General features: G+C 65.9%; 10 protein-coding genes. 4 read left to right on the plus strand and 6 right to left on the minus strand.

The window, feature by feature from the left end:
* Window positions 1–37 precede the first annotated feature (37 nt).
* The 3 genes from J8I26_RS06630 to J8I26_RS06640 all read right to left on the minus strand — a co-directional run bounded on the left by J8I26_RS06630 (window position 38) and on the right by J8I26_RS06640 (window position 5,032).
* Window positions 38–2,560, minus strand: a complete 2,523-nt coding sequence (locus J8I26_RS06630; RefSeq protein ID WP_209605388.1) for a branched-chain amino acid ABC transporter ATP-binding protein/permease — start codon at window positions 2,558–2,560, stop codon at window positions 38–40.
* Window positions 2,561–2,570: 10 nt separating this feature from the next.
* Window positions 2,571–3,446 carry a branched-chain amino acid ABC transporter permease gene (locus tag J8I26_RS06635; protein WP_209605390.1) on the minus strand — a complete coding sequence of 292 codons (876 nt, stop codon included), beginning with the start codon at window positions 3,444–3,446 and terminating at the stop codon, window positions 2,571–2,573.
* Between the two features lie 299 nt (window positions 3,447–3,745).
* Window positions 3,746–5,032, minus strand: a complete 1,287-nt coding sequence (locus tag J8I26_RS06640; protein WP_209605391.1) for an ABC transporter substrate-binding protein — start codon at window positions 5,030–5,032, stop codon at window positions 3,746–3,748.
* 512 nt (window positions 5,033–5,544) lie between these two features.
* On the opposite strand from J8I26_RS06640, the gene J8I26_RS06645 reads away from it, so the two are divergent.
* A complete protein-coding gene (locus tag J8I26_RS06645; protein ID WP_209605393.1) occupies window positions 5,545–6,249 on the plus strand; it encodes a GntR family transcriptional regulator in 705 nt (234 codons plus the stop codon).
* Between the two features lie 170 nt (window positions 6,250–6,419).
* Here the strand turns inward: J8I26_RS06645 and J8I26_RS06650 are convergent, their stop codons facing one another.
* Window positions 6,420–6,728, minus strand: a complete 309-nt coding sequence (locus J8I26_RS06650) for a hypothetical protein (protein WP_209605395.1) — start codon at window positions 6,726–6,728, stop codon at window positions 6,420–6,422.
* Between the two features lie 268 nt (window positions 6,729–6,996).
* Between J8I26_RS06650 and J8I26_RS06655 the strand changes: the two genes are divergently transcribed.
* The gene (locus J8I26_RS06655) at window positions 6,997–7,638 is read left to right on the plus strand and encodes a DedA family protein (protein WP_209605397.1); all 642 of its coding nucleotides are present in this window, start codon (window positions 6,997–6,999) and stop codon (window positions 7,636–7,638) included.
* Window positions 7,639–7,815: 177 nt separating this feature from the next.
* A complete protein-coding gene (locus J8I26_RS06660) occupies window positions 7,816–8,433 on the plus strand; it encodes a LysE/ArgO family amino acid transporter (RefSeq protein ID WP_209605400.1) in 618 nt (205 codons plus the stop codon).
* Window positions 8,434–8,484: 51 nt separating this feature from the next.
* On the opposite strand, the gene J8I26_RS06665 is transcribed toward J8I26_RS06660, so the two are convergent.
* Window positions 8,485–9,600, minus strand: a complete 1,116-nt coding sequence (locus J8I26_RS06665) for an NADH:flavin oxidoreductase/NADH oxidase (protein WP_209605401.1) — start codon at window positions 9,598–9,600, stop codon at window positions 8,485–8,487.
* Window positions 9,601–9,866: 266 nt separating this feature from the next.
* On the minus strand, window positions 9,867–11,687 hold the full coding sequence (locus tag J8I26_RS06670; protein ID WP_209605404.1) for an ABC transporter transmembrane domain-containing protein: 1,821 nt from the start codon (window positions 11,685–11,687) through the stop codon (window positions 9,867–9,869).
* Between the two features lie 355 nt (window positions 11,688–12,042).
* Here J8I26_RS06670 and egtD point away from each other — a divergent pair, with 355 nt between their 5' ends.
* The gene (gene egtD / locus J8I26_RS06675; protein ID WP_245200161.1) at window positions 12,043–13,017 is read left to right on the plus strand and encodes an L-histidine N(alpha)-methyltransferase; all 975 of its coding nucleotides are present in this window, start codon (window positions 12,043–12,045) and stop codon (window positions 13,015–13,017) included.
* Window positions 13,018–13,045: the final 28 nt, after the last annotated feature.

The following is a 13,045-nucleotide window of genomic DNA, read 5'->3' on the forward strand; positions in this document are numbered from 1 at the left end:
GCTTGAGGGGAGGGGAAGGCAATCATTCGGTGTGGAATCAAAGCCAGAGAATCTTCTTGCGGTACGCCAGGTCGGTCAGCAGCGGCTCGGCCGGGCCGGTGTGGAACACCGCGCCGCGCTCCAGCGCGAACACGCGGTCGGCCAGCGCCAGCACCAGGTCGAGGTTGTGCTCGACGATCACGATCGAGACTTCGCGGCGCAACTGGTCGAACACCGTGAACAGCTCCTGCACCACGGCCGGGGCCAGCCCTTCGAAGGGCTCGTCCAGCAATAGCAGCTTGACGTTGCCCGACAGCGCGCGCGCCACCGCCACCATCTGTTGCTCGCCGCCGGAGAGGAAGTCGGCGTGGGTATGCAGACGCTCCTTCAGGCGCGGGAAGTAATGCAGGATCTTTTCCTCGCTCCAGGCCACGCCGTCGCTGCTGTCGGTCTTGCGCGCCAAGCGGCCCAGCGCCAGGTTCTCGGCCACCGTCATGCCGGCAAACAGGCCGCGACCCTGCGGCACGTAGCCGATGCCCAGGCGCGCGATGTCAGGAGCAGAGAGGCCGGCGATGTCGCGGCCGTTGTAACGGATCGCCCCCGAGGCTGGTTTCAGCAGGCCGGTCAGCGCTTTGAGCAGTGTCGACTTGCCGGCGCCGTTGCGGCCCAGCAGCGCCACGATCTCGCCCTGGCGCACTTCCAGCGTGGCGTCGTTGAGGATATGGCTCTTGCCGTAGAAGGCGTTGACCTGCTCGAAGGCCAGCAGCTGCGCACGCTCCTGCGCATCGCCGGCAATGCGGCCGGTGACCGGCGGCGTGCCGTGACCGGTGTAGATCTCCTGCACGCGGGTGTCGGCGCGGGCCTCGTCGGGCGTGCCGGCCATCAGCACGCTGCCCTGGTTCATCACCGTCACTTTTTGCGAGAAGGCCAGCACGCGGTCGATGTCGTGCTCCACGATCAGCACCGGGATGTTGGAGGCGATGATCTTCACCAGGCGCGACACGCGCTCGCGCTCGGCCGCGGCCAGGCCGGCCAGCGGCTCGTCCATCAGCAGCACGTGCGGCTTGGAGCCCAGCGCAATGCCCAGGTCCACCAGGCGCTGGCCGCCGTAGGAGAGCGCGCCGCCTTCGATCTCGTCGATGCCCTTCAGGCCCAGGAAGCGCATCAGCTCCTCGGTCTCGGCGTGGATCTCGGGGTAACTGTCGACGTCCTTCCACATGTTGTAGCGCGAGGCGTGGCGCGCCTGCAGCGACAGGCGCAGGTTCTCGTAGATCGACAGGCCCTTGAACAGGTTGGTGATCTGGAACGAGCGCGCCAGGCCGCGCTGGCAGATTTGGCTGGGCGGCAGGCCCTGGATTTCCTCGCCGTTCAGTTTCACGGTGCCACCGTTGGGGGCGAACATGCCGGAGATCAGGTTGAAGGTGGTGGTCTTGCCGGCGCCGTTGGGGCCGATCAGCGCGTGGATCTCGCCGGCGTGCAACGCGATCTGTGCGTTCTTCACCGCCTGGATGCCGCCGAAGCGGATCTCGATGTCCTTCGCTTCCAGCACCAACCCCTGCTGCGCCGGCGCCTGCAGGAAGCCCGGCAGCGGCAGGCCGTCGACGATCTGGCGCGCGCTCATGGCTGCGCCGACCTCCTCGGGCGGACGCAGGCGGCGCACGATCTGGCGATAGATACCGACCAGGCCGGTGGGCGAGAACAGGATGAAGGCGACGAAGGCCAGGCCGAACCACAGCAGCCAGTTCTCGGTCCAGATCGACAGGCATTCGCGGAACAGGATGTAGAACAGCGCGCCCAATGCGGGACCCAGGAAGCTGCGCATGCCGCCGATCACCACCATCGCCAGCAGTTCGCCAGAGAAGGCCACCGAGGTCGGCTCGGCCGAGGCGAAGCGGTGATGGAAGGCCAGCAGGCCGCCGGCAAGACCCGTCACCGAGGCCGAGATGATGAACATCTGCAGCTTGTAGACAATGGTGGCGTAGCCTTGGAAGCGCGCGCGCTGTTCGTTCTCGCGGATGGCGACGATGGTGTGGCCGAACGGCGAGCGGATGATCCGGTGCAGCACGTACAGCACCAGCCAGGCGATCACGCTGACGAACACCAGGTAAGGAATCGACTGGTCGAGGTCGATGCCGGCCAGCGCCGGGCGCACCACGCCGCCCAGGCCCGATTCGCCGCCGGTGAAGTCGGTCCAGCGGAAGGCGATGGCAAACGTCAGGGCCGACAGCGCCAGCGTCAGCAGCGAGAAGTACACGCCGCGCCGGCGCAGGATCAGGAAGCCGATCACCCCCGCGCACAGCGCGATGAAGACGATGGTGAACAGCAGCGGCAACAGGATCTGGCCGGGGAACCAATACTTTTGCGACAGCGCCGCCGCGTAGGCGCCCACGCCGAACCAGGCGCCGTGGCCGAACGAGGTCAGGCCGGTGTAGCCCACCAGCAGGTTCAGGCCCATGGCGGCGATGGCGTAGATCACTACGTCGGTGGCCGAAGTGGTAGTCAGTCCCAGCAGTTGCAGGATGAAAGGCGTGACGACCAGCGCGGCCGCCGCGATCAGCAGGGGTTGATGTTTCTTGTTCATGTCGGCCTCGTCATTCGAAACGTTCGATGCGCTCGCCCAGCAGGCCGCGCGGGCGGAAGATCAGCACCAGCAGCATCAGGAGGTACATCGATGCCTCGCCGGCCGGCGCGTAGAACTGGATGGTGATGCCGCGCACCACACCCACCAGCACCGCCGCCAGCACCACGCCCCAGAAGCTGCCCAGGCCGCCGATCACCACCACCACGAAGGCGGCGGTCATGATTTCCGCGCCCATGGCCGGATGCACCCCCGAGATCGGCGCGAACAGCACGCCGGCCAGCGCCGCCAGGCCCACACCGAGCATCACGATGGCGGTCATGTAGGGCTGCAGCTTGATGCCCAGCACCGCCACCATGTCCGGCTTTTGCACGCCGGCGCGCACCACGCGGCCGAACGAGGTCTTGTTCAGCAGCAGCCAGATCAGCGTGAGCGCCACCAGCACCGTGGCCAGCATCAGCAGGCGGTATTTGGAATACATGAAGTCGCCCACCATGATCTGGCCCTTGAACGCCGACGGGATCGAGGCCGGCAGCGGCGACGCGCCCCAGACGATGCGGATCAGCTGCTCTGCCACCATCGACAGCCCGAAGGTGAGCAACAGGCCGAGGATGGGATCGGCCGAGTAGAAGCGACGCAGCAGGAAACGTTCGAACAGGATGCCCAGCAGCGCCACGATGACCGGCGAGATCAGGATCGCGCCAGAGAAGCCGAGATGCTTGGTGATCTCTACCGCGAGATAGGCGCCGATCGCATAGAAGGCCCCATGCGCCAGGTTGACGATGCCGCCCAGGCTGAAGATCAGCGACAGGCCCAGCGCGATCAGCAGGTAATAACCGCCGACCAGCAGGCCGTTGAGTATTTGTTCCAGCAGAAAGACGATTTGCATTGATGCTCCGTAGAGGGCGTCATCGCGGCGCTACGGCCGCGAAACGACGCTGGGTCCCGGCCTGCGCCGGGACGACACGGAGGAGGTGGCTTGTTCCTCCGTGCGGTCGATTCAAGCTATTGCCTGTCGTCCCAGCGCAGGCCGGGACCCAGTGTCGTTGGCGGTAATGCGAGCATCGTTTTACGCCACTGGGCCCCTGCTTTCGCAGGGGCGACGGCAGGTGGAGTTCAGACAGTCTGTCGTTCCAGCAGAATCGGAAATACCGCGCAGGAACCCAGTGTCGTGTTATCCGTTGTCGCTCAGGTGAACTTGCAAGCGTTCTCTTGCATGGTCGGCGCAATCGAATCCAGCGATCCGCCCGGTCCCGGCACGGCCGCGCCCAGCTGCAGGAAGTCCCACTGGTCCTTGGCCTTGCCCTTGGGTTTGGGCGATAGCGTGTACATCTCTTGCAGCAGCTGGTGATCCCAGGCGCGGTAGACGCCCTTGCGCGCTTTGAGGCAGTCGACCTCGGCGCCTTTCTCGAAGTATTCGATCAGCTTCATCGTATCGAGCGACTTGGTCTCAGTGATTGCCTGCACCACCGAGCGGAAGGCGACGTATTCGCCCCAGGCCTGGTTCTCCGGCGGCTTGCCGTACTTTTTGGTGAAGGCGGCGACGAAGGCCTTGGCCGACGGCGCGTCGACGTCGTGGTGCCAGGTGGTGGGCCAGGTGCCGGCGAAGTTGTCGGCGCCGGCGCCCCAGGCGGCCACGGTGTCGAAGCCGAAGCCCGACATCGGGAACGGCAGGCCGAATTCGGAGTACTGCTTGATGAAGTTGGTGATCTGGTTGCCGGCCAGGTTGGAGATCACCAGGTCCGGCTTGGTCTGGCGGATCTTCAGCAGGTAGGGGCTGAAGTCGGTGGCGTCGGTGGGCACCAGCTCGTCGTTGGCGATGGTGCCGCCGTTGGCCGAGACGAACACCTTGGCCGTGCGCAGCAGGTCATGGCCGAAGGCGTAGTCGGCAGTCAGTGCATAGAGCTTCTTGCCCTTGATCAGGCCGTTGGCCAGCAGCTGCTGGCCGCAGGCCTTGACGTAGGTGGAGTTGGCCGCCTCGATGTGGAACATGAAGCGGTTGCAGCTCTTGCCGCGCAGTTCGTCCGAGTTGCAGCCGGTGTTCATGAAAATCTTCTTGTTGCGCTGGGCGACCTGGGCGATGCCCAGCGCCGAGGCCGAGGAGATCTCGCCGATCAGCACCGCGGCGCCATCGCGCTCCAGCAGGCGCTGCGCCTTGGAGGAGGCGGTGGGCGGGTTCACCGAGTCTTCCGAGATCAGCGTCAGCTGGCGACCCAGCAGGCCGCCGGCCTTGTTCTGCTCTTCCACGGCGAGATTGATGCTCATCACGGCGTATTCGCCCATGGGGCCGAGGAAGCCGGTGCGCGGCGTCAGGTGGCCGATGATGATCTTGTCCGACTGCGCCCGGACGATGGCCGGGAATCCCAGCGCCGAAGCGCCGGCCGCGGCCGCGCCTGCCTTCAGGATGCTGCGTCGGCGCGGCGAGGCGATGTCGTGGTTGTCCGTGCTGCCGTGCTTGTTCTTGTCTTGCTCCATGGTGCGATCCTCCTAAATGTCCGGCCGGGGCCGGTGTCTCGTGGGAACTGCGTTTTTTGAGCATTGCGGCCGGACTGGCGCCGGCTTGTTGCAGCAGCAGGGTGGAGCGGCCGAACCGGCCATTCGCGCGCATCGGGTACGACATGAGGCGGGGAGATGCGGGGAGATACGACGCCGCCGGCCGCACATCGCTGCAAGGCCTGCATCGCCGGAAAGCTGGGTTATCTCCTGAAGCCGTCACCGCTGCGGCGGGGATGTTGGGTGAAAACCGCATCCTGCCACGCCGATCCGTTTTTTATTCTGCTGATGTCATTTATTTGACATGTGATCAAATGTATTCGATAGAATCGGAGGCGTCAACGGGAAATCGGGCCGCTTGCCGATGCCGGGGCGATTGCCCGGGAACGGCGGCAAGGCGCGCCCCTGCTGGCGTTGCACCCGGGGCAGTAGGCCGCTCTCCGGGTTCTTCACCGGCCTCTTATATAATCCGCGAAAAATTTTCACGCATCGCCATGGATCAGACCTTAATCGCCGACCTCTCCAACATGCGCAAGATCCAGCACGCCACGCTTTCCGAGCGCGTGTACCAGGACTTGTGCGAACTGATCCAGGCCGGCCAGGTGCGCCCCGGCCAGAAACTGACGTTGAAGGGCCTGGCCGACGCGCTCGGCACCAGTCCCATGCCGGTGCGCGAGGCGGTGCGCCAGCTGGCCGCCGAAGGCGCGCTGGAGATCCTACCCAACCGCGCCATGCGGGTGCCGCTGATGACCAAGGACAAGTTCCGCGAGCTGCTGAAGATCCGGCTGGCGCTGGAGGGGCTGGCCGTGGAGCACGCCGCGGCCCACATCGGCAAGGAAGGCCTGAAGGAAGTGGCCGACCTGCACGACAGCCTGTGCGTGGAAATGAACCGCAAGAAACCCAACGTTGACGTCATCATCCGCCTGAACAAGGAGCTGCACTTCGCCGCCTACCAGGGCTCGGGCATGCCGACGCTGGTGGACCTGATCTCGGGACTGTGGCTGCAGGTGGGGCCGGTGATCAACCTCGACCTGCGCGCCGGCTCGCGCCGCCTGTCGGAGGCGCCGGCGCTGTTTCACCACGGCGTGTTGCTCAAGGGCTTGCAGGAAGGCTCGCCGGAGAAGGCGCGCGAAGGCCTCTCCGGCGATCTCTTGAGCGCCGCGCAGATGATCCTGGCGGGAGACGGTCTGCCCGATTGATGCGGGCGGGAAGGTGGGAAGGAAGGCGGGCGGGGATCCGTTCAGCTCGGCGCAGCCTGGCGCGCAGCGTGAACCGGCGGGCGATTCAGCGGCGTGGCGAAGCGGCGTGCGGGCGGGAGGAACGGATCGTCGCCGGTCCTTCCTGGAGAGGCGTCATCAAGGGGCAATCCTCAGGAGCGGTTGTCGAAGTCGTAGGTGGCGCGCAGCAGGGCTTTGCGGCGCTCCAGTTCACGCTGGCGCAGTTGGCGCTGACGCTCGCGGGCCGCATTGCCGCGCATGCTCCAGCCGAAGGCCAGCAACACCGCCGACAGCGGCAACAGCGCCACCGCGCCGGCCAGCATCTCCATGTTGGCCTGGCGCAGCACGTCGCGCAGCGTGCCCGAGAATACGCACACCAGCACCGTCACGCCCACCGCCGCGCCGGTCATCGGCAGGGCATCGAGAGTTTTGTCCAGCACCTTCATCAGTTTGCTTTTCATGATCCGCTCCATCAGTTCGAAGAAAAAAGACCCGCCATCGCGGCGCCGATGAATCAATCGCACCGCTTGAATCAGGTATCGGAACGGCGCTCGACAACTTGCGGGGGCGCGGCGGTAAAGAAACGTAAGATTGGGTGGGGAGCGCTTTGCACTTCACCAGGGGCAACAGGAACCCTCGCCGGCGCGGCTTGTCGTAACGCCATGCTGCAGGGCACAAGCGGGCGCTGCGCAGTTGGTACAATGCCGCTTTTCCTTACCTGCGGGCGCCATGGACATCCTTCTGTTTCTCGTCGACTTCATCGTTCACATCGACCGCCACCTGGCGGAGCTGGCGGCTTCCTACGGCCCCTGGCTGTTCCTGATCCTGTTCCTGATCATCTTTTGCGAAACCGGCCTGGTGGTCACGCCCATCCTGCCCGGCGATTCGCTGCTCTTCGTCACCGGCGCGCTGGCCGCCACCGGCGCCTACGACATTCACCTGATGGTGCTCACCCTGATCGTGGCCGCCATCCTCGGCGACAGCACCAATTACCAGATCGGCAAGATGCTGGGGATCAAGGTGTTCGACAAGCCGAACTCAAGGATCTTCAAGAAGGAGTATCTGGACAAGACCCATGCCTTCTTCGAAAAGCACGGCGGCAAGGCCATCATCATCGCCCGCTTCGCCCCCATCGTGCGCACCTTCGCCCCCTTCGTGGCCGGCGTGGGCGCGATGACCTATTCGCGCTTCTTCCTGTTCAACGTGATCGGCGGCATCGCCTGGGTGGCCAGCTTCTCCTACGCCGGTTATTTCTTCGGCAACCTGCCCATCGTGAAGAAGAACCTGAGCCTGCTGATCGTGGCCATCGTGATCCTGTCCATCCTGCCCGGCATCATCGAGTACTTCCGCCAGAAGCGACGTCCCGGCTGAGACGCCGTTCCCCTCGCGCGGCGGGCATGCCGTCATGCCCGCCGCCGCCATCGCCGCTCCCGAGTCTTCTTCGCAACGATTCCGGTCCGGCGCTGTTCAGGCAAAGCGGCCCTGTTCCTCCGTCTGCGGGCAGGGCACAATGCCGCCTCCTTCGTTTGATCCATTGCAAGTCGCCGGATGAATCCTTCAGTCTTTCTTTCGGGCATGGCCATGGGCCTGAGCCTGATCATGCCCATCGGCGCCCAGAACGCCTTCGTGCTCAAGCAGGGCCTGCGCAACGAATACATCTTCACGGTCTGCCTGATGTGCGCGCTGTCGGACGCGGTGCTGATCGTCGCCGGTGTTTCCGGATTTGCCCGGGTCGCCGCATGGTTGCCGTGGGCGGAGCCGGTCATGCGCTACGGCGGCGCCGCTTTTCTCGCCTGGTATGGATTCAGGAGCCTGCGCGCGGCCTTGCGTTCGGACGCCGCACTGCGCGCGCACGCCGAGGCCGACAGCGAGCGCGCGCCCTTCGGCCGCATCGCGCTGGCCTGCCTGGCGCTGACCTGGCTTAACCCGCATGTCTACCTGGATACGATGGTGCTGCTCGGTTCGGTCTCCAGCCAGTTCGGCGAGCAGCGCGCGGCCTTCGCCGCCGGCGCGGCCAGCGGCTCGTTCCTGTTCTTCTTCTCGCTGGGATATGCCGCGCGCTGGCTGCGCCCGGTCTTCGCCAGGCCGCTCGCATGGCGCGTGCTCGACGGCGTGATCGTGGTTGTCATGTGGAGCATTGCCTGGCGCCTGGTGACGGGCGCCTGAGCATGAAAAAAGCCCGCGCATGCGGGCTTTTTTCATATGCGCGACCAGGGCTCAATCCAGCTCGGCGCCGTAGTCCACGTCGGCGCGCAGCGGGGTCTTGCTGGAGGCGGCGCGCACGTATTGCGGCGGCCATGCCACGTTTTCACGCAACTGGTCGGCCGCATGCAGCGGCCAGTACGGGTCGCGCAGCAGTTCGCGCGCCAGCAGCACCAGGTCGGCCTGGCCGGTGCGCAGCACGTGCTCGGCCTGGATGGCGTCGGTGATCATGCCGACCGTGCCGGTGGCGATGCCGGCCTCGGCCTTCACGCGCGCGGCGAACTCGGTCTGGTAGCCGGGGCCGGTCGGGATCGCCGCAGCCGGCAGGTTGCCGCCGCTGGAGACATCCACCAGGTCCACGCCCAGCTCGCCCAGGCGTTTGGACAGCGCCACGGTCTCGTCCGGCGTCCAGCCGCCTTCGGTCCAGTCGGTGGCCGACAGGCGCACGAACAGCGGCAGTTCCTTGGGCCATACCGCACGCACCGCGCTGGTCACTTCCAGCAGGAAGCGGATGCGATTCTCGAACGAGCCGCCGTACTGGTCGTTGCGCTTGTTGCTGAAGGGCGAGAGGAACTCATGGCCCAGGTAGCCGTGCGCTCCGTGCAGCTCGACCACCTTGAAGCCGGCCTGCAGCGAGCGCTTGGCGGCCTCCACGAAGGCTTGCACCAGGCCCTTGATTTCATCCACGGTGAGCGCATGCGGCTCGGTGTAGGTGGTGTCGAAGGCGACCGCCGACGGCGCCACCGGCAGCCAGCCGCCTTCGGCCTGTGGCACGCTGCCCGGCGCGCCGTCCCACGGCCGCAACGCGCTGGCCTTGCGGCCGGCATGGGCCAGCTGGATGCCGGGCACCGAGCCTTGTTGTTCGATGAAGCGGGTGATGCGGCGCAGCGGCTCGATGTGCTCATCCTTCCAGATGCCGAGGTCGGCTGCGGTGATGCGGCCCTCCGGCACCACGGCCGTGGCTTCCATGATCACCAGGCCGGCGCCGCCGACGGCGCGTGCGCCCAGGTGCACCAGGTGCCAGTCGTTGACGAAGCCGTCCTGCGCCGAATACTGGCACATGGGGGAGACGGCGATGCGGTTGGGCAGAGTGACGCCGCGCAGCGTCAGCGGCGAAAACAATTGGCTCATCGTGAAACTCCTGTAAGACGCGTTGTTGTTCTGGTGGGGGTAAATGCAGCAGGCAGTCTATTGGATTTCTGCAAATCGCGTCGGCGCGGGCTCAAGCGCTTCACCCATCCTCGGTCGCCCCTGGGAAAGCAGGGGCCCAGTGGCGTTTGCTGTGTACCGCGGATGCTATTGAGGCGCGACGAACGACGCTGGGTCCCTGCTTTCGCAGGGACGACGGGAGGTGGTGCGCGGACTTCTCCCGTCTGTCTGTCTGTCTGTCTGAAGGATTACTGCACGTTGAACTGCAGCGCCGCCAGGCTGGCATACAGCCCGTCGCGCGCGATCAGCTCGGCGTGGGTGCCGGTCTCGACGATGCGGCCGTGCTCCAGCACGATGATGCGGTCGGCGCTTTGCACCGTGGCCAGGCGGTGCGCGATGACCAGCGTGGTGCGCCCGACCATGGCCGCTTCCAGCGCGGTCTGCACCAGTCGTTCGGATTCGGCGTCCAGCGCGCTGGTGGCCTCGTCCAGCAACAGCAGCGGCGGGTTCTTCAGCAGCGCGCGGGCGATGGCGATGCGCTGGCGCTGGCCGCCCGACAGGCGCACGCCGCGCTCGCCGAGGAAGCAGTTGTAGCCTTCCGGCAGGCGCTCGATGAACTCGTGCGCGGCGGCCATCTGCGCCGCCGCGATCACCTCGGCGTCGCTTGCGCCGGGGCGGCCGAAGCGGATGTTTTCCATCGCGTTGGCCGAGAAGATCACGGTGTCCTGCGGCACGATGCCGATGGCCGCGCGCAAGTCCTGCAAGGTGAGGAAGCGGATGTCGACACCGTCCAGGCGGATCGCGCCGGCCTGCGGATCGTAGAAGCGTAGCAGCAGCTGGAACAGCGTGGTCTTGCCGGCGCCCGAGGGGCCGACCACGGCCACCGTCTCACCGGGCCTGACCTGCAGCGACAGCTGTGAGAGCGAGTTGCTGCCGGGACGCGAGGGGTAGTGGAACGCGAGGTCAGCGATCTCCAGCGCGGCGCCGTTGGCGGTGCGCGGCGGCAGCTTCTCGGGCAGCAGCACCGACTGCACCGGCGACTGCGCCGCCAGCAGGTCGAGCAGGCGCTCGGTGGCGCCGGCGGCGCGCTGGGTGTCACCCATGACTTCCGAGAGCGCGCCCAGCGAGCCTGCCACCAACGAGGCGTAGAGGATGAACTGGCCGAGTTCGCCGCCGCTCATGCTGCCTTGCATGACCGCGTGCGCGCCTAGCCACAGCACGAACACGATGGCACCGAACACCAGCAGGATGGCCACCACGGTCAGGATGGAGCGCGCGCGGATGCGTTCCATCGCGGTCTCGAATGCGCGCTCGACCGAGCCGCCGAAGCGCCGGGCCTCGATCTCTTCATGCGTGAAGGCCTGCACCGTCGGCATCGCGTTGAGGATCTCGCCGGCGATCGCCGAGGCGTCGGCCACGCGGTCCTGCGAGGCGCGCGAGAGCTTGCGCACGCGGCGGCCGTAGAACACGATGGGCAGCACCACCGCCGCCAGCATGACGATGATGATGATGGTCAGCTTGGCGCTGGTGATGAACAGCATCGCCAGCCCGCCCAGGAACAGCAGCGCGTTGCGCAGCGCCATCGAGATACTGGTGCCTACCAGGGTCTGGATCAGCGTGGTGTCGGTGGTCAGGCGCGAGAGCACTTCGCCGGTCTTGGTGATTTCGAAGAACTCCGGGCTTTGCTGCACCACGTGTGCGTACACCGCGCGGCGCAGGTCGGCGGTGACGCGTTCGCCCAGCCACGACACCATGTAAAAGCGCAGCGCCGTGGCCACGCCCAGCACGCAGGCTACGCCGAACAGCGCGACAAAGTACAGGTTGATGTGCTGCGCGCTCTTGCTGCCGGCCGCGCCGAAGCCCAGGTCGATCATCTGCTTGAAGGCGTAGGGCACCGCCAGCGTGGCGCAGGCCGCCACGATCAGGGCCAGGCCGGCCAGCAGGAATTGCTTCTTGTAGGGCGCGAGGAAAGGCGCCAGGCCGCGCAGCGTGGCCAGGGTGCTTTTTCTTGCGGAGAGGGAGGCGGTTTCCGCCGTGGCGGTCAAGGATGAGCTTGGCGTGGAAGACATATTGGGCTGGCGTGTTGTCGTGGCGGCAAGCAGGGCGGGGTTGTCGTTTCAGCCACCTTTGCTGCCGTCGAGAAAATCTTATTGCTGCGTTGAACCACCGCGGTGCACATAAGTCGGAAGCTTCATAAGTATATGCAGGCCGATCATAAGAGGCAGGCGACCGTGCACATCTGCGGGGCGGTGCAAAGTGTAGCGCAGAGTTTCCCGGCGCACATTGCCTGGACCCGATGTGCTGTCTACAGTGGCTGCACGGCGGTGGAGCCGCGTGCACTTGCCTTATTGCAATACCTGCTCATACCGAGACAATATCCGGCAGCATCCACGCAAACGCAGCATCAACGGCAAGGAGACCAGCTTGGCCCAACTCGCTCGCTTGATCCAACGACCCTGGCAGCAGACTCCGGAAGAGCGCGAAATCCGCGCCGAACTCGAGGCCGGGCTGACCGCGCCGCAGGCCGCCATTTCTCCCAAGTATCTTTACGATGCGCTGGGCAGCAAGCTGTTCGAGGCGATCTGCGAATTGCCCGAATACTATCCGACCCGCACCGAGGCGGCGATCTTTTCCGCCCATGCCGAGGACATCGCCGCCGCCGTCGGCACCGGCGTGACCCTGATCGACCTGGGCGCGGGCAACTGCGCCAAGGCGGCCGGGTTGTTCCCGGCGCTCCGGCCGCGCCAGTATGTGCCGATCGATATCTCGGCGGAGTTCCTGCACGGCGCGGTGAACGGCCTGCGCCAGCGTTTCCCGGATATCCCGATGCACGAAGTGGCGATGGATTTTTCCGCGTCGCTGGAGCTGCCGGCCACCGTGAACCGCGACCGCCGCCTGTTCTTCTATCCGGGCTCCTCGCTGGGCAACTTCGATCCGCAGCAGGCGCTGGCCTTCCTGCGCCGCATGCGCCACGCCCTGCAGATCGGCGAGGCCGGCGGCGTGTTGCTGGGGCTGGACCTGGTCAAGGACAGTCGCGTGCTGGACGCCGCCTATGATGATGAACTGGGCGTCACCGCGGCCTTCAACCTGAACATGCTCAACCACGTGAACCGCCTGATGGGGGCCGACTTCAATGCGCGCGACTGGCGTCACGTCGGCTTCTACAACGTCGAGCTGCAGCGTGTGGAGATGCACCTTGAAGCGCGTCGCGACCTGATCGTGCGCTGGGACGGCGACCGCCGCACCTTCCGCCAGGGCGAGCGCATCCATACCGAGAACAGCCATAAGTTCACGCCCGAAGACATCTTGAGCATGCTGGAAGACGCCGGCTTCGGTGATGTGCGCATGTGGACGGATCCGCAGCGCTGGTTCGCGGTCTGCCATGCGCGGGCGCGCTGAAGACGGCTTCACCTCGACAGGAAATATC

The sequence above is a fragment of the Herbaspirillum sp. LeCh32-8 genome (genome assembly GCF_017814915.1).
Taxonomy (GTDB): Bacteria; Pseudomonadota; Gammaproteobacteria; order Burkholderiales; family Burkholderiaceae_D; genus Herbaspirillum.

Coding starts and splice junctions, on each gene's coding strand:
- J8I26_RS06630 (WP_209605388.1), bottom strand. CDS start 2,560: ATGAACAAGAAACATCAACCCCTGCTGATCGCGGCGGCCGCGCTGGTC.
- J8I26_RS06635 (WP_209605390.1), bottom strand. CDS start 3,446: ATGCAAATCGTCTTTCTGCTGGAACAAATACTCAACGGCCTGCTGGTC.
- J8I26_RS06640 (WP_209605391.1), bottom strand. CDS start 5,032: ATGGAGCAAGACAAGAACAAGCACGGCAGCACGGACAACCACGACATC.
- J8I26_RS06645 (WP_209605393.1), top strand. CDS start 5,545: ATGGATCAGACCTTAATCGCCGACCTCTCCAACATGCGCAAGATCCAG.
- J8I26_RS06650 (WP_209605395.1), bottom strand. CDS start 6,728: ATGAAAAGCAAACTGATGAAGGTGCTGGACAAAACTCTCGATGCCCTG.
- J8I26_RS06655 (WP_209605397.1), top strand. CDS start 6,997: ATGGACATCCTTCTGTTTCTCGTCGACTTCATCGTTCACATCGACCGC.
- J8I26_RS06660 (WP_209605400.1), top strand. CDS start 7,816: ATGAATCCTTCAGTCTTTCTTTCGGGCATGGCCATGGGCCTGAGCCTG.
- J8I26_RS06665 (WP_209605401.1), bottom strand. CDS start 9,600: ATGAGCCAATTGTTTTCGCCGCTGACGCTGCGCGGCGTCACTCTGCCC.
- J8I26_RS06670 (WP_209605404.1), bottom strand. CDS start 11,687: ATGTCTTCCACGCCAAGCTCATCCTTGACCGCCACGGCGGAAACCGCC.